This window comes from Chryseobacterium mulctrae, from assembly GCF_006175945.1.
Classification (GTDB): domain Bacteria; phylum Bacteroidota; class Bacteroidia; order Flavobacteriales; family Weeksellaceae; genus Chryseobacterium; species Chryseobacterium mulctrae.
Window position 1 is genome coordinate 1,267,332 of record NZ_VAJL01000001.1, and the last position, 22,091, is coordinate 1,289,422.

Annotated in this window: 21 protein-coding genes; 16 read left to right on the plus strand and 5 right to left on the minus strand. The window is 33.8% G+C overall.

What is annotated here, in order from left to right:
- The first annotated feature begins 55 nt into the window (after window positions 1–55).
- The 12 genes from FDY99_RS05610 to FDY99_RS05665 all read left to right on the plus strand — a co-directional run bounded on the left by FDY99_RS05610 (window position 56) and on the right by FDY99_RS05665 (window position 11,450).
- The gene (locus FDY99_RS05610; RefSeq protein WP_139419833.1) at window positions 56–1,459 is read left to right on the plus strand and encodes an MFS transporter; all 1,404 of its coding nucleotides are present in this window, start codon (window positions 56–58) and stop codon (window positions 1,457–1,459) included.
- A gap of 214 nt (window positions 1,460–1,673) precedes the next feature.
- On the plus strand, window positions 1,674–2,549 hold the full coding sequence (locus tag FDY99_RS05615) for a pirin family protein (RefSeq protein ID WP_139419835.1): 876 nt from the start codon (window positions 1,674–1,676) through the stop codon (window positions 2,547–2,549).
- 126 nt (window positions 2,550–2,675) lie between these two features.
- Window positions 2,676–2,993, plus strand: a complete 318-nt coding sequence (locus tag FDY99_RS05620) for a GNAT family N-acetyltransferase (protein WP_139419837.1) — start codon at window positions 2,676–2,678, stop codon at window positions 2,991–2,993.
- 76 nt (window positions 2,994–3,069) lie between these two features.
- Window positions 3,070–3,969: a pirin family protein gene (locus FDY99_RS05625; RefSeq protein WP_139419839.1), complete on the plus strand. Its 900-nt coding sequence runs from the start codon at window positions 3,070–3,072 to the stop codon at window positions 3,967–3,969.
- Window positions 3,970–4,002: 33 nt separating this feature from the next.
- A complete protein-coding gene (gene blaCPS / locus FDY99_RS05630; RefSeq protein ID WP_139419841.1) occupies window positions 4,003–4,875 on the plus strand; it encodes a CPS family subclass B3 metallo-beta-lactamase in 873 nt (290 codons plus the stop codon).
- Window positions 4,876–4,917: 42 nt separating this feature from the next.
- The gene (locus FDY99_RS05635) at window positions 4,918–5,448 is read left to right on the plus strand and encodes an NADPH-dependent FMN reductase (RefSeq protein WP_139419843.1); all 531 of its coding nucleotides are present in this window, start codon (window positions 4,918–4,920) and stop codon (window positions 5,446–5,448) included.
- Between the two features lie 186 nt (window positions 5,449–5,634).
- A complete protein-coding gene (locus tag FDY99_RS05640; RefSeq protein WP_139419846.1) occupies window positions 5,635–6,033 on the plus strand; it encodes an OsmC family protein in 399 nt (132 codons plus the stop codon).
- Between the two features lie 2 nt (window positions 6,034–6,035).
- Complete coding sequence (locus tag FDY99_RS05645; RefSeq protein ID WP_175621469.1) at window positions 6,036–6,317, plus strand: GNAT family N-acetyltransferase; 282 nt, start codon at window positions 6,036–6,038, stop codon at window positions 6,315–6,317.
- Between the two features lie 358 nt (window positions 6,318–6,675).
- A complete protein-coding gene (locus FDY99_RS05650; RefSeq protein ID WP_139419848.1) occupies window positions 6,676–8,250 on the plus strand; it encodes a sodium:solute symporter in 1,575 nt (524 codons plus the stop codon).
- 25 nt (window positions 8,251–8,275) lie between these two features.
- The gene (locus FDY99_RS05655) at window positions 8,276–9,265 is read left to right on the plus strand and encodes a WG repeat-containing protein (protein WP_139419850.1); all 990 of its coding nucleotides are present in this window, start codon (window positions 8,276–8,278) and stop codon (window positions 9,263–9,265) included.
- Between the two features lie 301 nt (window positions 9,266–9,566).
- Window positions 9,567–10,418 (plus strand): transketolase, encoded by an 852-nt coding sequence (locus FDY99_RS05660; protein WP_139419851.1) that lies wholly within the window; start codon window positions 9,567–9,569, stop codon window positions 10,416–10,418.
- 87 nt (window positions 10,419–10,505) lie between these two features.
- Window positions 10,506–11,450, plus strand: coding sequence for a transketolase family protein (locus FDY99_RS05665; RefSeq protein ID WP_102979822.1), 945 nt, complete (start codon window positions 10,506–10,508; stop codon window positions 11,448–11,450).
- 231 nt (window positions 11,451–11,681) lie between these two features.
- On the opposite strand, the gene FDY99_RS05670 is transcribed toward FDY99_RS05665, so the two are convergent.
- From FDY99_RS05670 to FDY99_RS05680, 3 genes are all read right to left on the minus strand, one after another.
- A complete protein-coding gene (locus tag FDY99_RS05670; protein WP_139419853.1) occupies window positions 11,682–12,071 on the minus strand; it encodes a hypothetical protein in 390 nt (129 codons plus the stop codon).
- Between the two features lie 68 nt (window positions 12,072–12,139).
- Window positions 12,140–12,610: an Lrp/AsnC family transcriptional regulator gene (locus tag FDY99_RS05675; protein ID WP_066678756.1), complete on the minus strand. Its 471-nt coding sequence runs from the start codon at window positions 12,608–12,610 to the stop codon at window positions 12,140–12,142.
- Between the two features lie 128 nt (window positions 12,611–12,738).
- Window positions 12,739–17,538: a translocation/assembly module TamB domain-containing protein gene (locus tag FDY99_RS05680; protein WP_139419855.1), complete on the minus strand. Its 4,800-nt coding sequence runs from the start codon at window positions 17,536–17,538 to the stop codon at window positions 12,739–12,741.
- A gap of 4 nt (window positions 17,539–17,542) precedes the next feature.
- On the opposite strand from FDY99_RS05680, the gene tsaD reads away from it, so the two are divergent.
- The 3 genes from tsaD to FDY99_RS05695 are packed head-to-tail and all read left to right on the plus strand — an operon-like array spanning window position 17,543 to window position 19,716.
- Window positions 17,543–18,559 (plus strand): tRNA (adenosine(37)-N6)-threonylcarbamoyltransferase complex transferase subunit TsaD, encoded by a 1,017-nt coding sequence (gene tsaD / locus FDY99_RS05685; RefSeq protein WP_139419857.1) that lies wholly within the window; start codon window positions 17,543–17,545, stop codon window positions 18,557–18,559.
- A complete protein-coding gene (locus tag FDY99_RS05690) occupies window positions 18,559–18,969 on the plus strand; it encodes a hypothetical protein (RefSeq protein WP_139419859.1) in 411 nt (136 codons plus the stop codon). The genes tsaD and FDY99_RS05690 overlap by 1 nt, the downstream gene beginning before the upstream one ends.
- A 48-nt stretch (window positions 18,970–19,017) precedes the next feature.
- Window positions 19,018–19,716 (plus strand): RsmE family RNA methyltransferase, encoded by a 699-nt coding sequence (locus FDY99_RS05695; protein ID WP_139419861.1) that lies wholly within the window; start codon window positions 19,018–19,020, stop codon window positions 19,714–19,716.
- On the opposite strand, the gene FDY99_RS05700 is transcribed toward FDY99_RS05695, so the two are convergent.
- Complete coding sequence (locus FDY99_RS05700; RefSeq protein WP_139419863.1) at window positions 19,709–20,245, minus strand: hypothetical protein; 537 nt, start codon at window positions 20,243–20,245, stop codon at window positions 19,709–19,711. The two genes, FDY99_RS05695 and FDY99_RS05700, sit on opposite strands and share 8 nt — an antisense overlap.
- A gap of 27 nt (window positions 20,246–20,272) precedes the next feature.
- The gene (locus FDY99_RS05705) at window positions 20,273–20,944 is read right to left on the minus strand and encodes a TrmH family RNA methyltransferase (protein ID WP_139419865.1); all 672 of its coding nucleotides are present in this window, start codon (window positions 20,942–20,944) and stop codon (window positions 20,273–20,275) included.
- A gap of 84 nt (window positions 20,945–21,028) precedes the next feature.
- Between FDY99_RS05705 and FDY99_RS05710 the strand changes: the two genes are divergently transcribed.
- Entirely contained in the window at window positions 21,029–22,045 is a 1,017-nt protein-coding gene (locus tag FDY99_RS05710; RefSeq protein ID WP_139419867.1) for an asparaginase, read from the plus strand.
- The last annotated feature ends 46 nt before the right edge of the window (window positions 22,046–22,091 follow it).

Here is a 22,091-nt window from a genome sequence, read left to right on the forward strand (position 1 = left end):
TCGTCCTGTAATTTTTCGTAAATTGGTATGGCAAATCATATCAATTTTTCGATAAATGCCCACACAAACTTCTCCACGCCAAACTGTAAAAAAAGTCCTTCCGTTGATTTTAGCGACTGCTATTTTTATGCAGATGCTCGATTCTACGATTCTGAATACTTCCCTTCCTTCGATTGCAAGAGATTTAAATGAATCTCCACTAAATATGCAGAATGCAATTATTAGTTATGTTTTAACATTAGCAGTTTTCATGCCCGCAAGCGGATTTTTGGCAGACCGTTTTGGAACGAGAAGAGTTTTTATCTTTTCATTGGTACTTTTTAGTTTAGGCTCTGTGTTTTGTGCGCTTTCTCAAAATCTTACGCATTTAGTTATTTCAAGGGTTATCCAGGGAGTTGGTGGAAGTTTGATGACTCCTGTTGGAAAACTGGCTTTAATAAAAACTTTTAACAGAAATGAATTGCTCAAAGCTATGAATTTTGCAATAGTTCCTGCTTTAATTGGTCCGGTTCTCGGTCCGGTTGTAGGAGGTTATATGGTCGATTATCTTTCGTGGCATTGGATTTTTCTCATTAATATTCCGATCGGGTTTTTGGGAATTGTTTTAGGTTTAAAATATATGCCCAATTACAACTCCCGGGAAACTGATTTTGACCTGAAAGGTTTTATGATTTTTGCAGCATCTTCTCTCTTGCTTTCTGTTTCACTGGAACTTTTCGGAGATATGCAGAATATTACACCGGTTTTACTCGTTTTCATTTTAGGATTTTTGTTTCTGTACTATTATTACCGACATGCAAAAAGAGGTAACAATCCTATTTTTCCTTTAAGCTTATTTCAGGTTCGTACATTCCGTGTTGGAATTGTAGGGAATCTTGCAACAAGATTAGGGATTAGCTCGGTTCCGTTATTGCTTCCTTTGATGATTCAGATTGCGTATGGACAATCAGCCGTAACTTCAGGTTGGATTATTGCACCAATGGCTTTAACAGCAATGTTTGGAAAATCTTCCGTCATTAAAATTTTAAATAAATTTGGTTATAAAAGAACTTTGATGGTGAATACATTTATTATCGGAGTATTAATTTGCTGTCTTGCCATTCCTGATATTCATACTTCGATTTTCTGGTTTGTTCCGGTGATTGCTATATTAGGATTTTTCAATTCAATCCAGTTTACATCGATAAATACCATTTCTATCGCAGACTTACGAAACTTTCAAACGAGCAGCGGAAACTCTTTGATTTCGGTTAATCAACAGTTAGCCATAGGATTCGGAATTGCTTTTGGTTTAATTGTTTTAAAAATTTACGAGAACAGCCCTGAATTAATTAAACATGAAACCCACAACGCATTTCGCTACACTTTCCTCACCGTAGGAATTTTAACGATTTTATCAAGCTTAGTTTTCAGAAGACTTCACACGTTCGACGGCAGAAACATGAAATCTCAGGAATAAAATTTCAATTTAGAGCTTTTTAAATTTTTATTATTTATAGAAGTTTCACGGATTAGATATATTCAGCAGGTGATTACATTTTTAAAATCTGCAGAATTTGCCCAATCTGCGAGAGATAAAAAACACTCTTTCACTACCCTCAAACTTACTTACCACACATCAATGTAATTCTCTTCAGACTGTTCTAATTTTGTTTAAAATTAAAACATCTATTATGACAACAAAAAAAATAGAAATCGTAGTTCCACCAAAACCTGCTCATTTTGTAGGTGATGGTTTCAGAGTACACAATTTTATTCCGGGTGCTTATCATTTAGATATGAAAAGAATGGATCCGTTTATCATGCTTGATTATAATTCTAAATTTCATTTTAACGGTTCAGAAACTCCTCGCGGAGTTGGTGTACATCCACACAGAGGTTTTGAAACAGTAACCATTGCTTATCAAGGAAAAGTAGAGCATCACGACAGTGCAGGAGGCGGTGGTATTATTGGTGAAGGAGATATACAGTGGATGACTGCTGCAAGTGGAATTTTACATAAAGAATATCACGAAAAAGAATGGTCAAAAACCGGAGGTATTTTCCAAATGGTACAGCTTTGGGTAAACCTTCCTGCAAAAGATAAAATGAGTGCGCCAAAATATCAGGCCATTAAAAACTCAGAAATAAAAAGAGCAGATCTAGGTGAAAACGGATTAGTAGAAATTATCGCCGGAGAATATCAAAATATAAAAGGTTCTGCCTCTACATTCAGTCCCGTGAATTTGATGAATGCTAAATTAAAATCGGGTGGAAAAGCCGAATTTAATTTTCCTGCAAATTTCAATACCGCAGCATTGGTGGTTGAAGGAAACATCTTAGTGAATGGTGAAGAAAAAGTAAAAACTGACCATTTGGTTTTGTTTAAAAATGAAGGTGAAAACTTTACCATCGAAGCAACAGAAGATTCTGTGGTATTAATTCTAAGTGGCGAACCTTTAAATGAACCCATTTTTCCACACGGTCCTTTTGTAATGAACAGCAGAGAAGAAATCATGCAGGCTTTTGAAGATTTCAATACCGGAAAATTCGGGTATTTGGAAGATTAATTTACAATTATTAATTGTCACATTTGTCATTCTGACGAAGGAAGAATCTCTTTTAAATAAGATTATCACTATGCTTTGCTTCGTCAGAAGGATAAATAATAAACTCAACTTAAAAAATATAACATCATGAAACCAGAATTTGAAAACATTCCATTAGTAAAAAACGAAGATAAAAAGAGATTTGAGATTGAAGTAAACGGTCATTTCGCATTTATCGATTATAAAGAAACAAGCCAGCGAATCACATTGATCCATACCGAAGCGGAGCCTGAATTAGCAGGAACCGGAGCTGCCGCTGCAGTAGTTGAAAAAACATTGATCTATATTGAAGAAAGTGACAAAAAACTGCTTCCGTTTTGTACGTATGTTTTTGCATACATCAAAAAAAATCCAGATTGGAAACGTATTGTAGACGAAAAATTTGAAGGCTACGATAAACTTTAATTTTTATTAAAGTAGCCTTAAATAGAATAAATTTTAATTAAATTAGCTATCCACAAAAACTAAAATCACATTATTCATGTCAAATATCGGACTTATATTAGAAGAAAAATCCGCAGATATCGGAAACTTTTTAGTGGGAAGATTATTGCCTTTCCGTGAAAAAAGAGCGGTTGGTCCTTTCGTTTTTATCGATCATATGGGACCTGCAGAATTAAAAGATTATCAGAATCTTGATGTTCCGCCGCATCCACACATTGGTCTTTCTACTTTAACTTATCTTTTGGAAGGATCTATTTTTCACAGAGACAGCATTGGAAGCGCTCTTGAAATAAAACCGGGCGCTGTAAACTGGATGACTGCCGGAAAAGGCGTGGTACACTCAGAAAGAACTCCTGAATATTTAAGAAATACAGATAAAAAACTTCACGGTTTTCAAATTTGGGTAGGTCTTCCAAAACATTTGGAACAAAGCGAACCTACTTTTCATCACATTGAAGCCAACGAACTTCCTGTTTGGGAAGAAGGAGAAGTTCAGTATAAATTGATTGCTGGTGAAGCTTTCGATAAAAGATCTCCAGTTCCTGTTCACAGTAAATTATTTTTTATTGAAATTAAAACTAAAACTACACAGAAAATAAGCATCGGAAAAGATCTTTATGGTGAAGCAGCGATGTATGTTTTAGACGGAACGGTAAATATTGAAGATAATTCTTACGGTTCAAAACAATTGCTGATCGCCAAAAACACGCAACTTTGTGAGTTTGAAATGAGTGAAAACGGAACCGTTTATCTTTTCGGAGGTGAACCTTTTGATGAAGAACGTTTCATTTTCTGGAATTTTGTAAATTCAGACAAAGAAGTAATTGACGAAGCAAAAGTAAACTGGAATGACCAGAATCACGACGCTTTCCCTTTGGTTCCCGGAGATGAAGAGGAATATGTTCCGCTTCCTAAAGCCATTTTAAACAGAAAATAGAAGCAATATTTTATAAACAGTTCAATTTTACAGATGAAAAACCTGACACTTTTATTTTTATTATGCCTATCTTTTTTTGGAACTGCACAAACTGTAACAGAGCCTAAAAACAATCCGGCAGAATGGTCAAAAGATTATGAGCCTTTCAAAATTGTAGGCAACCTGTATTACGTAGGAACTTACGATCTTGCATCTTATCTCATCGTGACCGATAAAGGCAATATTTTAATCAACACAGGTTTGGCGGATTCTTATTCTACCATTAAAAAAAATATAGAAAAGCTAGGTTTTAAGTATAAAGACATCAAAATTCTTACCTTGACGCAGGCTCATTATGATCACATGGGAGCAATGGCTCAAATAAAAAAAGAGACCGGTGCAAAACTTTATGTTGACGAAAAAGATGCAGAAGAGCTGAAAAGTGGTGGAAAATCTGATTACGAAATGGGAAAATACGGAGTTACTTTCGAACCTGTACATCCTGATTTTCTTTTAAAAAACAATGCTAAAATAAAATTGGGAAATACGGTATTGACCTTACTCCATCATCCCGGTCATACAAAAGGATCTTGCAGTTTCTTATTTGAAACTAAAGAAGGAAATAAAAACTATAAAGTTTTGATCGCCAATTTACCTTCAATCATCATTGATCATAAATTTTCGGATGTAAAAAAATATCCTACCATTCAAAAAGATTATGGATATACTTTTGAAGCCATGAAAAAAATAAATTTCGATGTTTGGGTAGCTTCACATGCAAGTCAGTTTGATCTTCATAAAAAGCGAAAAGAAGGAGATGCTTACAACCCGAAGTTGTTTATGGATAAAGAAAATTATTTTAAAAGGCTCAAAAGTCTGGAGGAAGATTATCTGGAAAAAGTGAAAGAAGATTCAGCGAAAAAATAAATAATTCAGGATTTTCTTTTTTTAAATTTAAAACAAATAAACATGAAAATATTAGCATTTGCAGGAAGTACTTCTTCCACATCTATCAACAGAGAGCTGGTAAAATTTGTTCTGAAAAACTTTCAGGAACACGAGATCAATTTGATCGATCTTAATGATTTCACGATGCCTGTATTTTCTGTTGATCTTGAAAAGAAAGGTTTTCCGGATGAAGCGCATAACTTTTTAAAGCAAATTGAAGAATGCGATGTTATTATCTGTTCTTTAGCGGAGCACAACCGTTCTTATTCGGCAGCTTTTAAAAATGTATTCGACTGGGCTTCGAGAAGCAATGTAAAAGTTTTCCAAAATAAACCGATGCTTTTGATGAGTACTTCTCCGGGAGGTTATGGCGGTGGAAATGTAATGAATACTGCAAAAACATTTTTTCCGCAATTTGCAGCAGATGTAAAGGAGACTTTTTCATTACCTAAATTTTACGAAAATTTCGATTTGGAAAGCGGAGTTATCAATCCTGAAATGCTGAACGATTTAAATAATAAAATAGAAAGTTTTAAAAATCAGATTGCTTAATTAGGATCTGTGGAACTTTTTTTAACCACAAAAGGCACAAAAGCTTTAGACATATAAGTCACATAAGTTTTAAGTAAAATAATAATGTTGATAAAGAACACATAAGTTTTAAAAATCAAAGATTTTCTAACATCTAACATCTAACATCTAACATCTAACATCTAACATCTAACATCTAACAAAAATATGGTTGTAACTGTAAAAGCAAGTTTAGGCAAAACAAAATATTACACGGAAGTTGTCGCAGGTGAAAACCGTCTGATCACTGACGAACCCATCGACAAAGGCGGACAAAACAAGGGGTTTAATCCTTTTGAGATTCTTGCAACTTCTTTGGCAAGCTGTACTGCAGCCACTTTAAGAATGTACATCGACAGAAAAGAATGGGACGTTGAAAAAATTGACGTAGAAGTCGAGTTGGAAAATTTCCCTCTAACAAAACTGGCAGTTTTTAAAAGAAACATAAGTTTTGAAGGAAATGATTTGAGTGAAGAACAACTAAAAAGACTTCACACCATTGCGGATGCTTGTCCGGTACATAAAATGTTAAATAACGAAATAGAAATACAAACCAAATTTTCTTAAATATGATAGACGTAAAACAAAACAACGACGAAAAACACGGAAGCTTTGAAGCATTGATCGATGGAAGAAGAGCGGGATTAATGACCTATACTTGGGCAGGTGAAGACCGATTCATCATCGATCACACCGAAGTTGAAGAAGCCTACAACGGAAAAGGGGTAGGAAAAGAAATGCTGATAAAAGCGGTAGAATTTGCAAGAGAAAAAGGTAAAAAGATCATTCCTCTTTGTCCGTTTGCAAAAGCGACTTTCCAGAAAAACGAAGACTTGCGTGACGTTTTATAAAACGGGATGTTAAAATCCCATAGATTTCACAAATTTTCGCAGATGATTGAGAAGAAAATCTGTGCAATCTGTGCAATCTGTGAGAAGAAAATAGATCGCCACGAATACACGAATTTAACCGTTACTATTTTTCATTAAACAAAAATTCGTGCATTGGTGGCAAAAAAATTCACAAGTTATCTATCTCCGTGAAGAAATAATTTTAATTGATCTTAAAGTTTTTTCTTCACGGATCTTTTATTTTAGATCAAATATTAATTTGGGGAAATTACGATCTTTGCAAAACTTTCATCATTAAATATCCAACATCCGCTACATTCGAAAAAAAACTATATTTGCTGAAATTTAAATTGTAAACATGAATTCCGGAACTATACTTTTGCTATTTGTTTTTGTTTATTTCATTGGTCTTTTGGTGATTTCTTATTTTACGAGCCGAAATTCTGATAACCAGTCTTTTTTTATTGGAAACAAAAAAAGTAAATGGTGGCTCGTTGCTTTCGGGATGATCGGAACCAGCTTAAGTGGAGTTACCTTTATTTCCGTTCCGGGAACAGTGGGTAAAATGACCGGAAGCGAATATATTTTCGGTGGTTTTGAATATTACATGATGGTGATCGGGTTTTTCATCGGATATTTTATTGTGGCAGCAATATTACTTCCACTCTATTATAAGATGAATCTGACTTCGATCTACACCTATTTAGGAAAAAGATTCAATGTAGAAGCGCATAAAATTGGTTCTGTATTTTTTATCGTTTCAAGAGCGATCGGAGCGACAGCAAGATTATATTTGGTAGTCAATGTTTTACAGATATTTTTATTGGAAGGTTTAGGCGTTCCGTTTTGGGTAACCGCTTTGGTGCTTCTATTAATGGTGCTTTTATATACTTTTGAAGGCGGTGTAAAAACCATTGTCATTACCGATACATTGCAGACTTCGTTTATGATCATCAGTTTAATTGCATGTATTGTTTACATTTTATCCAATTTAAATTTATCTTTTGGCGAAGCTTACACGATCTTAGAACAGAAAAATTATACTCATTTCATCAATTTTGATCCTAATTCCAAGACATTTTTCCTCAAAACTATTTTAGGCGGAATTTTCATTACCATCGCAATGACCGGATTGGATCAGGAAATGATGCAGAAAAATATTTCGGTTGATAATCTTCAGAATTCAAAGAAAAACATGCTGACTTTTGCGGGAACATTGCTTTTTGTAAATCTTGCATTTTTATTTTTAGGAGGTTTACTTTATCTTTTTGCATTACAAAATGGCGCAGAATATGGTCAAATTAGTAACATTGTGAATGGAAAAGAAGTTATTTCTAATGTTTTCGGATTTAAAGACGCTGCTGGAAATATCAAGAACGTAATGGGCGATGATCTATTCCCGTCTTTATCTCTTCAGGGGCATTTCCCGAGGATTATTTCTGTCATCTTTATTATCGGATTGATTTCCGCTTTGTTTCCTTCTGCGGATGGAGCTTTAACGGCGGTTACAAGTTCATATTGCGTTGACCTTTTAAATCTTAATGAAGACAAAAACAAAACCGAAAAAGAGAAAAAACGTTTAAGAATGAAAGTTCATTTGATCTTTACCGTAGTTTTCTTTATTTTAATTATGGTTTTCAAAGCAATGAATGATAAGTCCATCGTTTATTTGATCATGGAAATCGCAGGTTACACTTACGGACCACTTTTAGGACTTTTTGCCTTCGGAATTTTCACCAAATTTAAAATTTCTAAAAAGTATTCTATCTTAACTGTTACACTTTTAGCGCCGGTTTTAACTTACATCATTAACATGTTAGTAACCAATTACACAGATTACAGAATTGGTGTCGAACTAATTATTCTGAACGGATTACTAACTTTCATTGGATTGTGGTTGGTAAAGAATAAGAATTATTTGAAAGTGGTTTAATATTAATCATTTAAACAACTTAAAGATGTTATTAAATAAAACAAAATTATTAATCACAATAATTACATTATTAGTTGTTACAAGTAACGTTTCTGCCCAAGATCAAATGGCTCAATTTTCTGATAAAATAGATTTTAATATTCTTAATGAAATTATTAAAATGTCAGATGATACAGTTTATGTTAGCAACACAAACAACAATCATTTATCAAAAGATAGCCTTTTCTATTTTTATGATAAAAATGGAAATAAAGCAATTAAAATGGGTTATGAAGTTGCTTATCCCTTTACAGGAAAATCAACAATTGTTAAAAACAATGGCAATTGGGGGCTTATCAATCGTCTCGGTGAATTTATTTATCAATCACAGTTTCCTTTTCCAATAAAGTTATCTTCTTATGAAAAATATGGAATTTTCGATGATGGAAGAACTATATATAACTTAAGAAGTGGTATACAAGAATCTGGGTTCATCAACTGTGCCGAGCCATTAACTCCTGATTATTTTATTATCAAAACACAATCAAAAAAATATCAATTAGTAAATAAAAAAGAGCAAAAATTTATTTTTAAATCAGAAATGGATTTAATTATTTCACAGAATTTTTTAATATATAACAACAGACCTAATTTACTCATCTTAAAAAAGAATGATAAATACGGATTATATCTTTCTAATGGTAATGAAATTTTGAAAATTAAACATGAAAAAATTCAGTTCTTAGGAAAGTATATAATGTTACTTGAAAATAAAGTTTGGAAATATTACTTATTCGAAAATAACAAGTTAAAGTTAATTGTTTCCTCAGAATTTCAATGTACTAGTCCTACTTATCAAAGCAATGCTATTGGTGTATATTCAAAAGATAAAAAATATAATATATTAAAAACCAATGGTGAAAATTTATCTCAAGAATTCGATTACATTAATGTTGATGGAACTTTGGGTATTATGAACAATTCACTCGTGATATTTAATTCAAAAACCAATTTTTATATTTTTTATAAAAAGTAAAACTACTGCCAAAGTGTCTGTTTAAATATTTCTCATCAAATTCAAAATAAAATCCAGACGGAGAGATGATACAGCGATGATACAGAAACTGTATAGAAGTAAATCATGTCAGAATGTCAAATCTCTTTTATTGTTTAATATTAAGTTCGGCTAAAGACTAATCCAAACCTCTTTAAGCTTTGTCAAAGATGTTCAACTTCGGCAAGTGAATAAAACTAAATCTTCGTAGAAAAGTCTCAAATTTTGCATTTCCATAAGCCGACAAAAAATTGTAAATTTGCATGCAAATAAATCCTAATATATGAGTAAAAGTATTGAAGAGCTGAAATCTCTTACAACACAAATCAGAAGAGACATTTTAAGAATGGTTCACGCTGTAAATTCTGGGCATCCAGGTGGAAGTTTGGGCTGTACTGAGTACTTCACAGCATTGTATGGTAAAGTAATGAACTACAATCTTCCTTTCACAATGGAAGGTAAAAATGAAGATCACTTCTATCTTTCAAACGGACATATTTCGCCGGTTTTCTATTCTACATTGGCTAGATTCGACTTCTTCCCAGTTGACGAACTGAAAACTTTCAGAAAATTAGATTCAAGATTACAAGGTCACCCAACCACTCACGAAGGTTTGGAAGGAGTAAGAGTTGCTTCAGGATCTCTAGGACAAGGTCTGTCTGTAGCTTTAGGTGTTGCACAGGGGAAAAAATTAGACGGTGATACCTCTTTAGTTTACTCTCTTCACGGAGACGGAGAATTGCAGGAAGGACAAATCTGGGAAGCTTTGATGTATGCTGCTGCAAACAAAGTAGACAACATTATTTCTACTATCGATTACAACGGACAGCAAATTGATGGAAGCACAGAAAATGTACTTTCATTAGGAAATCTTCATGCAAAACTAGAATCTTTCGGATGGACAGTTTTGGAAGAGAAAAACGGTAACGATCTTGAAGCGGTAATTGCAATTTTAGAATTAGCAAAAACTGAAACAGGAAAAGGAAAACCAGTGGTAATTATCCTTCATACAGAAATGGGAGCTGGTGTAGATTTCATGATGGGAACTCACGCTTGGCATGGAAAAGCTCCAAACGACGAGCAATTGGATACTGCTTTCAAACAATTGTACTTAGAAGCTCCAGCTGACTATTAATTATAAATGATAAATTATCATCGATAAATGATACGATTCAATATCATTGATCACACATCATTTATCAATTATCAAAATTTAAGTAAAATGAAATATACATATACAGAAAAAAAAGATACACGTTCAGGTTTTGGGGCTGGTTTAGCTGAATTAGCTGATAAAAACCCAAATGTAGTTGCATTATGTGCAGACCTTATCGGTTCTTTGAAAATGGAAAAATTCATCGAAAAAGCTCCTGAAAGATTTTACCAAGTTGGTATCGCAGAAGCAAATATGATGGGTCTTGCTGCAGGTTTAAGCATCACGGGAAAAATTCCTTTTACCGGAACTTTTGCTAACTTCTCTACATCAAGAGTGTATGACCAAATTCGTCAGTCAATTGCATATTCAGATAAAAACGTTAAAATCTGTGCTTCTCACGCAGGTCTTACCTTAGGAGAAGACGGAGCAACACACCAGGTTTTAGAAGACATCGGGATGATGAAAATGCTTCCTGGGATGACGGTTATCAATCCTTGCGATTACAACCAAACAAAAGCTGCAACCTTGGCAATCGCAGACCACCACGGCCCTGTATATTTAAGATTCGGAAGACCAACTGTTCCAGTTTTCATTCCGGAAGATATGCCTTTCGAGATTGGAAAAGGTATTCTTTTGCAGGAAGGAACTGATGTAACGATTGTTGCAACAGGTCACTTGGTTTGGGAATCTTTAGTTGCTGCAGATGAGCTTGAAAAAGAAGGTATTTCTTGTGAGGTAATCAATATTCACACAATTAAACCTTTAGATGAAGAAATCATCTTAAAATCTGTTGAAAAAACAGGTAAAATTGTAACTGCTGAAGAACATAACTACTTAGGTGGTTTAGGTGAATCAGTTGCGGGAATGTTGGCAAGAAAAAGACCTACAAGACAGGAATTCGTTGCGGTAAACGATACTTTCGGAGAATCTGCTACACCAGCTGAATTAATGAAAAAATATAAAATCGACGCTGCAGCTGTAAAAGAAGCAGTGAAGAGAATTTTAGCATAATATTTTCATTTAAAATGAAGAAAAGCATCCAAATTTTGGATGCTTTTTTATTTTGATTTTACAAAGGTAGCACTCCTACGGAGAGCAACTTACCTATTCTATCCTACTTCTACACAGATATTGCTCCTATGGAGCAATTCATTTATTCGTTTCTTTGATAAACTTGAGATACGACTACAACAAAAAAACCGACAACTGTCGGCTTTTATTTATAAAAATATCTTTAATAAATTATTTGAAAAATTTCCATTTTGGAATAATTGCCAACATTCCAAATCCTGTAAAAAGGAAAAGGTTGGTAACATCGGTGTATAAAAATGTTGACAAATAATAATTATGCATCAGGAAATGGAAAACTAATAATACAGGAAAAGCAAACATCCCGATTTTCTTGTAAAAAAACATCAGAACAAGACTTATCATCATTAAAGCATCGACAGTGAAAATCACATAAAAATACCATCTCGGTATATTGAGATACTCGTGCTGTAGAAACTCATCAACATCAATTCCTAGCCCCATAATGGTGAACAAAAGCAGAGAAGCCAGTGCCAAAATAAAACCCCATCCTTTCTTTGGATCTACATCAAAATAGCTGTATTCTTTATATTCCTTTTCCATACTGCAAAAATAAAGAACTTATGAATGATTTCATAAGTTCTTAGGTATTTATATCGTCTAAAATTCGATTAAATTGAGATTGCGTTGATCAATCTGTTTTTATCGCTTAAGAATTCTTCCATAGAGATCATAGATTCAGTTCTCATTACGTCCTGAATATCATCAATCTGATAGATAATTCTTTTTGCATCGTTTGTATTTTTAGCTCTTACCTTACAGAAGATATTGTATTTTCCAGAGATTACACTCGCTTCGATAACGTTTGGAATTGTTCCTAACTCTTTCAAAACTTCTTGCGTACGGTTTGATTTTGTTAAAAGAATTCCGATAAAAGCAGTGAAATGGTAATCTAGTTTACCATAATCAAGATTAAGAGATGATCCTAAAATAATACCTGCATCTTCCATTTTCTTCACTCTTACGTGAATTGTACCCGCAGAAACGTCCATCTGCTTAGCAATTTCTGTAAAAGGCATTCTTGTGTTTTCTACTAAGAAATCAAGAATTTTCTTGTCTATTTCGTCCAGTTGATAGTTCATATTAGTGAAATTATATTTTTCCTAAAAAATCGATAAATTTTTTACAAAATTAAAAAAAATAATTAAACTAAAAAAATAATCTCAAACATTAACAATAATTAACACGTATGATAAAAATCATTAAAAACTTACGGCTTTTTGGCACTTGATTTTGCAGAATCTGTTTTTATTTCAACTTTGTCAGTAGCTGACTTTTTGTCTTTTTTCTTCTTTTTGAATAAAGAATTGAAGCTTTTGCTCCAAACAATACCTCCACCATACGCCTGATTTGCAGAACCATTCGTTCCTACAGTTCCTACACCCATTCCGATGTTCGTAGGTTTAGAATAACCTCTCAAGACCAATGTACCATCGTTTTTCTTAGAAATGTCATATTCTACCGACCCTTCACCGGAAAGATAATTGTTGCTTGTACTTTCTGTTTTGGTAAGTGGAATCCCCAAGCCCGTTTTCACCGTAATTCGAGGTGATAAATCAAAACTAACCCCTGCATTCGCTCGGTCGCCAGTATTAGAAAACTGATCATTTCCTTTTACGTAATTCAAATCAATTTGAAATTCGTTACTCACTGTATTCAAAACTGAACCCAATTGCTTTAATAGCATATTATATCCCGAAGACTCTGCTATACCTGCAGCATCAATAGTTAATCCTCCACCGGAATTTGAAACATTAAACATATTAAGCAATAATATAGAACCAAATTGTAAAACATTTTCGCCTTCCGTCTGATTAATTTTTGCAGCTAAAGTTTCTTTTACCTGGCTCGAAACATCAAGCGCGGTTACATTTAATGCAACTTTAGGATCATTTAAAGTATTGGTAATATTTGCCTGTAACAATACACTGATTGGCTGTAATTGTCCCATATTTAAATAATCTCCAGCATTAGAAACCATTCTTACATAATTTGCAGAAATATCCAAAGCAGGCTTCATCGCATCACCATCCCATCTGATGCTGCTATTTTTTTGAATCTGAAAAGTTCTGTTAAGGATTGCTTTAGACACGAAAGTTCCATTGTCAACCATATAAGATCCGTTCATGGCTATATTTCCTTGCCGATTCATCTGGAATCTCAGATTATTGGCCATTCCTTTCACCGTAATATTTCCTACATCATCTCCTACCAAAACATTTACTGTGGTCCCTTTATCAACATCCAAACTGAAATCAATATTCATATTGGCTCCGGTTTTCTTTTTTTCTTCTAAAGTAACTAAACCGTCTTTTCCCTCTTTCAAAAACCTCAGCATTTTAAATTCTTCAACATTGGAAGTAGAACTTGAGTTAAAAGTAAATGTACTACCATTTAGAGCCTTCATATTTGGAGTAGAAAGATTTAAAGCAGAAACTGGTCCGTCAACATATAAATCACCTTGTCCGTAAACTCTACCCCAAAATAAATCGTAATCTTTTTGTGTGGTATTCAGCATTAATAAATTATCGGCTCTCATAACGAGGTTGACTCCCATCGATGATAAAGTTTCAAATTGTATCGCACCAGAAATTGTTCCTGAAGAATTTGATCTTCCGTCGTGAACTCCAATATTATTTAAAATTGCCAATCCTTTAGAAAGTGGAATGACCGTATCATCAAATGAATAATCTACACCGGTAAATAAAAGTTTTAACCCAAACTCTTTTAAAGCAATGTCACCACTATAATCAAGATTTTTGAGAGTACCATTTATTTTTAAATCTCCGGTTGCTTTCCCTCTTAAATTCCCAAAAATAGTTTGTACAAATTGTTGGGTAAAAGCCAAATCAAAGTCTCTTAATTCTGTTGTTAAATCTATTGTTGGCGATGGCGTATTGTTATTAACTGTGCCCGTAAGATGCAGGTTATTATTCCCAATTACTCCCGCTGAAGCTACTTTTACGTCAACATCATAAACATTCAGAGAAAAGCCGTTGACTGCAGAAATCGTAACATCACCCATATCATTACCATTCATCATAATGTTATCAACGGTAAGATCTACTAAAGGCTGCAACGTGCTTTTGTCCATTTTAATTTTCACATTACCATTCGCCAGACCTTTTATATCCATTGGGTTTCCACCCGACTGCATTTCTAAAATCTTTTCGATAGCAAAATTCTGAACTTCAGCATCTACATAAAAATCTTTAGCTGATTTAAAAATAGATTCATTAATCAACAATGAACTATCATCCGAATAAATTTTCAAATTATGAATTTCAAAATCAGATGTTTTTCTGCGATAACTTATATAATGATTAAGCTCAGGATTGGTATCGATTGACCATTTTACATTATTTAAATTAACTTCTGTAGGCTCAAATCTGAAAACATAATCGCCTTCAGGATTTGTGGACTGGTTAAAGTTGATGGCATATTCCTTCAGATTTTCATTCAATTCATCTTCCGGACTTCCATGTTTAAAACTGGTTGCTATTCTAAGAATCGAATTATTTTCGTTTTTACCTGTTAATATTACATCTTTCAGGATATTTTTATTGTATTCTAACCTATTGATTTTTGCATAAAGTTGCTGTTCGGTATTTGCGGTATTAATTCTTACCATTACACTGTCAACCATTGCACTGTCTCGGGTAACGACTACTCTATCGTCAAGTTTATAATCAGGATTAGCTTCTGCCAAAACACGGTCTGCCTCTGTAATCTCTTCCTTTTTTGTCATGATATACTTCAAAGAAGCAGCATCAAGATTCAGAATTAAATTATTTGAATTTCCATCATATTCTCCTCCCACTTTTGCACCTTGAGGAAGTTTCAAATCGGGCATAAAATAAGCAACCACCCCCTGTTCAACATCAAAATTCATCGCAAAGGTTTGTCCGCGATATAATTTTCTTGGCTCAGGGCCAACGAGAATTTTTCCTAAACCATTTTCTACCATTCCTGCCAAATCGGCAAGATTATATTTCCCAGAAATTTTTCCGTTTACTGCGCCCGGCGCATCTACCAAAATAGAACGTTCTCCACCTTCTACAAAGGTCTTTAATTTAGCATTCGGAATATGATATTTCTGATCTGCTGTTGCAAAATTCACATTGAAAGCCTCTACGTCCAAATTCAAATCATTGATGGTAGACATTGCCATTTTACCATTTACTCTACCACTTACGATCTGGCTTCCTGCTTTGTTGGTAAAATAATTCATATTCAAATAAGCAACATCAGCATCTACATTGGCAGAAATTCTTGAGGTACTAAAATCTATTAAACCTTTTATAGTGGCTTTTGCCTGCTCATCATTTACGGTAATCAATCCGTTGTATTTTTTATGATCTAAAAGACCATCCAACACAACATTATTGATTTCTTTATTCATAATTTCGATGCTTGAAATCTGAGATTTTGTACTCAGACGCATCGTGTTTACATCAAAACTTTGTCCGTCTAAATTGAATTTACCGGAGATTAAACCAACCGTTTTGCTTTTGGTAATAACAGAAGTATTTAAGTCGTTCACTTCTGCATATCCTTTATATTTAGGTAAAGTCGAACTGTAATCCGTTAAAGAGAAATTAGAAATTTTTGCCTGCCCGATTCCTGTCATCAGATTCCCTGAAGAAACATAGACTTGTTTCGGAGTTACTTTCGCTGTTCCGTTATATTTTAATTTACCAAAATCGTCTGCAAAGTTTTTCATCTTTGAAGAAACGAAAGTCGGCATCATTGCTTTCAGATCTTTATACGTAAAATCTGCTGAAAGATCATTGGTTTCAATTAAGAAATTACCTTTAAGTAAATCTTTAGCTTTTAGTTTTTTTGTTGCAATATTTACCGAAGGATTTCTAATCAGGAAGTTTTCTAAGGTAAAATGATTTAACGGGCCTGTCATTTTCCCGCTTGCATTAAACGGAATAAAATTATCCCAGTTGGTGACAAAATAAGAAATATCGTAACCACTTATCTGGCTACCCAATTTCATATTCATGTCCCACTTTACTTTATTTGTAAAATCTGCCCACGAACCTTTGTTTAAATTAAATTTAATATCTCCCTGAAGAAGCGAATGATCTGTATTTAAAGTAAGATCTCCCAAAGCCAGAAAATCTTCAGTCATCGAAAAATCGGTAGAAAATGTTTCTACAAAGTGAGATTTTCCCCATCTTTTGGTGGTAAAAGTAAAATTATCAATCCGTGCATCAATGTTTACGCCTTTTACTTTTACTTTTGGAACAATAAGATTAACGTTTGTTGCCGTTAACCATTTCCCAGGTTCACCCGGAGAATTTAGATTAACGATAGAAACTTTTGAATTTAAAATCTCCAGACGTGCATTCAGTTGAAAGGGAGGTTTTTTCGGGTCTCTTTTTTTTCCGCTGTCGAAAAGTTGTGTAAAACGGATGAAATTTGAAATACTGTCGCCTTTATAAGTAATCACCTTTATATCAGCATCATTAAGTTTCAACCCATTAAAACTTAATGAATTATTTTTTCCGATATTGGTCGCCAAAGAAAACCAGTCAGAATTAGCTTTGAATTCTCTTACCTTAATAAAGTCTAAATTTTTGTAATCCTTTATTTTTAAACCTTTAATGGTAACATCTCCAAAAAAATCTACCTCTACACTTTCCGTAGACATTTTCGCCTTAAAATCTCTGTTTACGATTTGTAAAGCCTGATCTGCAGCCCATCTTTTGGTAACGGGTAAATTAATAGCAATTAAAACAAGAACGATGATTGAGAAAAGGGTCCAGAAAAGAAATAATAATAATTTTGCCCACCAAGAATAGCTTACAACATCTTTTGCAGCCTGTTTACCAAACTCTTGTGCGGTATCTATCGGATGGTTTATAGCGTCGGAAGCCAATTCAGAAGCTTCTTTTACGGTCTCCTGAACATTTTCTACGGTCTTCTGCACCTGATCTCCCAGATTTTCAGCTACCGATTTTTTGTTCTCATTTTCGTTATTATTCTCTAACTTTGCCATTATTATGAGCGACTCTATAATTTTAGGTATCGAATCATCTTGCGATGACACTTCAGCAGCTATTATCAAAGGAAATTCTATTCTTTCAAACATTGCAGCCAATCAGGAAATCCACAAAGAATATGGTGGTGTAGTTCCCGAGCTGGCTTCACGTGCCCATCAGCAGAATATTATTCCTGTTGTTGAAAAATCTATACTTAAAGCAAATATACAACAAAATGCAATTTCAGCCATAGGCTTTACGAGAGGTCCCGGACTTTTGGGTTCTCTGCTTGTAGGAACCTCTTTTGCCAAGTCGCTCGCGATGAGTCTAGATGTTCCTTTAATAGAAGTAAATCACCTTCAGGCGCATATTTTAGCGCATTTCATTGATGATGCAAATCCTATGCCGCCCAAATTTCCGTTTCTATGTTTAACCGTAAGTGGAGGACATACAATGATTGTCTTGGTAAAAGATTATTTCGACATGGAAATTATCGGAAAAACAATTGATGATGCAGCGGGTGAAGCTTTTGATAAAATCGGGAAAATTTTTGATTTAGATTATCCTGCAGGTCCAATCATCGACCGATTGGCAAAAGAAGGAAATTCTGATGCTTTTAAATTTAATAAACCTAAATTAGACAACTACGATTATTCATTTAGCGGAATTAAAACTTCAGTTTTATATTTCATTCAGAAAGAAGTAAAGAAAAATCCTGATTTCATTAAAGAAAACATGAATGATCTTTGTGCTTCGGTACAAAAATGTATCATCGAAATTTTAATGAATAAATTAGAAAAAGCTGCAAAAGATTTAAACATCAAAGAAGTTGCGATTGCCGGTGGAGTTTCTGCCAATTCAGCATTGAGAAAAGTAATGCAGGACAATCACGAAAAATTAGGCTGGAATATTTACATTCCGAAATTTGAATATACCACCGATAACGCAGCAATGATTGCAATGGTTGCTCAGCTTAAATTTGAAAGAGGAGAATTTACAGATTTAAGAACTACAGCAACCTCAAAATACGATTTATAATGAAGATATTATTAGAAGAAAAAGTACTGGGAACACAATCTAAAAAGAACTCGAAATATTATTGGGTTTTAGAAACCATTACCGGGAAAAATGAAGTGACAGAACAATCTGAAGACGAAGATTATTTAATGGCGAGTTCAGAAATTGGATATATTCAAAATATAAAAGAAGAAATTATTGAGAAAATAAATTCTGAAAATGTTTTCAGTTTTGATTTCGAACCAAAAGAAGGAGATTATTTGTCGATCAAAAATAATTTAAGAAAAAATGAATATCTGAATATGATCTTCATGAATAATGTTTGGATTGAGGAAATTTATATGTGTTCATACAGAGATTGTGAAGGCGATATTTATACCACGATAAAAACCGGAGTGGCATTTATAAGTGAAAATGAGATATTTTTTTAAAGAACATTAACTTAATTTAAATCAGATAGATTCTAAATATTCCATTTTATGAAACTTTTTTTTGGAGAAATCAATAACGGAAAAGCAATCATCAATGACGAAGAACAGCAACACATTGTAAAAGTTCTTCGTATGAAAGACGGGGAAGAAATACATGTGACTGACGGAAAGGGAAATCTTGCTTCCGGAACATTGATTATTGAAGGCAAAAAAGCAGGAATTGAAGTTGCTGAAATTAAAACGGAAACTCCAGATTTCAGTCCTAAACTTCACATTGCCATTGCTCCGACAAAAAATATTGACCGTATCGAGTTTTTCGTGGAAAAAGCTGTAGAAATGGGAATTTCTGAAATAACCATTCTTCAAACCGAACAAACTGAACGTAAAAATTTAAACATTGATAAAATCAGGAAACAGGCAATTGCAGCCTCAAAGCAAAGTTTGAGATTTCATTTTCCTGTTATAAATGATTTGATTAAAATTCAGGATTTTCTTAAAACGATTGATTCTGAAACCACTTTTGTAGCGCATTGTAACGAAAATTTAGAAAGAATTGCTTTAAATGAAATTCCAAAATTAGAAAACTATACTTTTCTGATAGGTCCCGAAGGTGATTTCTCGGATAAGGAGATTCTATTTTTAGCAGAAAAAGGAATCAAAGCGGTTTCATTAGGAAATCAAAGATTAAGAACGGAAACTGCGGGAGTTTTTGTGTCTGCTTGGAATTATAATAAGATGATTAAATAGTTTTCTCTTTAAATCTTTTTATCGGCCAGGTAATTCCTACCTGAAGAGTATTGATCGGAAAATTTTCGGCTTTTAATAATCTGAAATTATATCCGACAGTCAGCTTTCCGCCACCGCCACCAAATCCAAAATATGGCATTACTCGTGGAATTACTTTTTCAAAATTAGTCTGGAATTGCACTTCTGCCCCTAAAGCAATTCCTGCACTTGAGCTTACTCCGATTTTAGGAGCCATAAAAAAATCATATCGGTTATTGAATATAAAATCACTTCCTGCATAATATACTTTTGCAGCACCGTGATTTCCCCCATACTCGATGATTCTGGCAAAAATAACTTCAATGATGTGCATTTGCGACGCTCTGAATGTTTCTGTATTATCTTTTGCGTCACCTGCATAATGATAACCTACTAATATTGCAGGAGTAACCGTAGTTTTTAATTTTCTATGAGAGAGCGTATCAAATTTCAATTGAGAGAACACACTACAGGATAAAAGCAAAAATAAAACTAGGAATAATCTCGCCATGATGATTTAAAATTTTAATAATAACTTTTAAAAGCTAAAATTATTATCCTTTAAGTATTTTTCAAAAATCTGGTTCCCGCTTCTCATAGAGTTTACTGCCCAACGAATTTTCATTCTCAGGAGTTTTTCCTCATTTAATTTATAATCAATATTCGATTTTATCAGCTTTTGCTTTAATTCATACATACAAATTGAGGCAGCAACAGAAACATTAAAACTTCTTGTAAAACCATACATCGGGATTGCCAAAGTTTCATCTGCAAAATCTAAGATCTCTTCTGAAACGCCTTCCATTTCAGTTCCGAAAACCAAAGCGATCGGTTCGGTAATCTCATATTCAGGTAAAAATTTTGCATTTTTTTCTAAAGAAACTGCCACCATTTTATAACCTCTGTCCTTAATATTCTGAAAAGACTCCATATTTCTTGGAAGTCTTTCAACTTCAACCCAAGTATCTGCGCCTTTTGTCACTCTTAAATTGGGCTCAAAGCTGTGCTCTTCCTGCAATGCCACCACTTTATGAAAACCACAAGCTTCAACAGAACGTACAATTGCCGCTGCGTTTCTGAATTGATAAACATCTTCAATCACCGGAAGTATAAAATCTGAACTTTCGGGAGCAAAATGTTCGATTTTTCTTAATCTTTCTTCCGTTAAAAATTGCTGTAAATATTCGTAAGTTTTCTCTAAATCTTTCATCTTCTTTCAAATCTTTGCAAATTAACGTAATTTTGAAATTCTGAACCTGAAAAGAAACTCAAAATCTTTAATTTAAATAAAAAAATGAAGAGAAAAGTCCTTCTGATTTATACCGGCGGAACGATTGGTATGGAAAAAGATTACGAAACCGGGAGTCTCCGTGCCTTTGATTTCGGAAATATTTTTGAAAAAATGCCCGAAATGAAATTGATGGAATGCGAAGTTTTCGTACATCCTTTTGCACAACCGCTCGACTCATCCGATATGGGACCAGAAGAATGGAGAGTAATTGCCAATCTGATATTCGACAATTATAAAAAATATGACGGTTTCCTGATTCTCCATGGAACAGATACGATGTCTTATACTGCTTCTGCATTGAGTTTTATGCTGAAAGGTTTAACAAAACCAGTTATTTTAACAGGTTCACAACTTCCGATTGGAGATTTGAGAACCGACGCCAAAGAAAATCTTCTGACCAGTTTGTATTATGCAAGTCTTTATGAAGAAAATGAAGCCGTGATACAGGAAGTTGCGATTTATTTTGAATATAAATTATTGAGAGGAAACCGTACTTTAAAATATTCTGCGGAGTATTTTGATGCGTATGCAAGTCCGAATTACCCAATTTTAGGGCAATCTGGAGTTCATTTGAAAATCGACAAGGATAATCTTTTCCGTTGTGACGGCAAAATTGAATTTCATGTAGACGAACATATTTCTGAAGATGTTTTGTTCTGCAGAATTTTCCCAGGAATGAAGCTGAATCATTTTAAAGAAATTCCGAAAATGAAGGTTTTAATTTTACAGGTTTTTGGTTCTGGAACAATTTTCAGCAACGAAAAAACCTTGGAAACTTTGCAGCAAATCAGAAATAACGGGACTGAAATCGTAGTGGTAAGTCAGTGTATTTCAGGTGGAATATCGTTTGGAAAATATGAGAACTCTAATATTTTCTCAAGAATTGGTGCCATCAGTGGAAGAGATATGACCGCAGAAGCTGCCATCACAAAAGCAATGCACTTGATTGACAACCCAAATTACAGCGGAAGTTTTGCAGATAATTTTTCATGGAATCTTTGTGGAGAAATAAGCGAGTAATTTTAAATTAAAGAATTTGTAGATTCAATAAAATAGCCTATTTTTG

Bases quoted from the DNA above. Each gene is read 5' to 3' on its own strand.
- blaCPS (WP_139419841.1), top strand. From the start codon at position 4,003: ATGAAAAACCTGACACTTTTATTTTTATTATGCCTATCTTTTTTTGGA.
- FDY99_RS05635 (WP_139419843.1), top strand. From the start codon at position 4,918: ATGAAAATATTAGCATTTGCAGGAAGTACTTCTTCCACATCTATCAAC.
- FDY99_RS05645 (WP_175621469.1), top strand. From the start codon at position 6,036: ATGATAGACGTAAAACAAAACAACGACGAAAAACACGGAAGCTTTGAA.
- tsaD (WP_139419857.1), top strand. From the start codon at position 17,543: ATGAGCGACTCTATAATTTTAGGTATCGAATCATCTTGCGATGACACT.
- FDY99_RS05680 (WP_139419855.1), bottom strand. From the start codon at position 17,538: ATGGCAAAGTTAGAGAATAATAACGAAAATGAGAACAAAAAATCGGTA.
- FDY99_RS05665 (WP_102979822.1), top strand. From the start codon at position 10,506: ATGAAATATACATATACAGAAAAAAAAGATACACGTTCAGGTTTTGGG.
- FDY99_RS05700 (WP_139419863.1), bottom strand. From the start codon at position 20,245: ATGGCGAGATTATTCCTAGTTTTATTTTTGCTTTTATCCTGTAGTGTG.
- FDY99_RS05620 (WP_139419837.1), top strand. From the start codon at position 2,676: ATGAAACCAGAATTTGAAAACATTCCATTAGTAAAAAACGAAGATAAA.
- FDY99_RS05710 (WP_139419867.1), top strand. From the start codon at position 21,029: ATGAAGAGAAAAGTCCTTCTGATTTATACCGGCGGAACGATTGGTATG.
- FDY99_RS05640 (WP_139419846.1), top strand. From the start codon at position 5,635: ATGGTTGTAACTGTAAAAGCAAGTTTAGGCAAAACAAAATATTACACG.
- FDY99_RS05655 (WP_139419850.1), top strand. From the start codon at position 8,276: ATGTTATTAAATAAAACAAAATTATTAATCACAATAATTACATTATTA.
- FDY99_RS05675 (WP_066678756.1), bottom strand. From the start codon at position 12,610: ATGAACTATCAACTGGACGAAATAGACAAGAAAATTCTTGATTTCTTA.
- FDY99_RS05625 (WP_139419839.1), top strand. From the start codon at position 3,070: ATGTCAAATATCGGACTTATATTAGAAGAAAAATCCGCAGATATCGGA.
- FDY99_RS05610 (WP_139419833.1), top strand. From the start codon at position 56: ATGCCCACACAAACTTCTCCACGCCAAACTGTAAAAAAAGTCCTTCCG.
- FDY99_RS05695 (WP_139419861.1), top strand. From the start codon at position 19,018: ATGAAACTTTTTTTTGGAGAAATCAATAACGGAAAAGCAATCATCAAT.
- FDY99_RS05650 (WP_139419848.1), top strand. From the start codon at position 6,676: ATGAATTCCGGAACTATACTTTTGCTATTTGTTTTTGTTTATTTCATT.
- FDY99_RS05690 (WP_139419859.1), top strand. From the start codon at position 18,559: ATGAAGATATTATTAGAAGAAAAAGTACTGGGAACACAATCTAAAAAG.
- FDY99_RS05615 (WP_139419835.1), top strand. From the start codon at position 1,674: ATGACAACAAAAAAAATAGAAATCGTAGTTCCACCAAAACCTGCTCAT.
- FDY99_RS05660 (WP_139419851.1), top strand. From the start codon at position 9,567: ATGAGTAAAAGTATTGAAGAGCTGAAATCTCTTACAACACAAATCAGA.
- FDY99_RS05705 (WP_139419865.1), bottom strand. From the start codon at position 20,944: ATGAAAGATTTAGAGAAAACTTACGAATATTTACAGCAATTTTTAACG.
- FDY99_RS05670 (WP_139419853.1), bottom strand. From the start codon at position 12,071: ATGGAAAAGGAATATAAAGAATACAGCTATTTTGATGTAGATCCAAAG.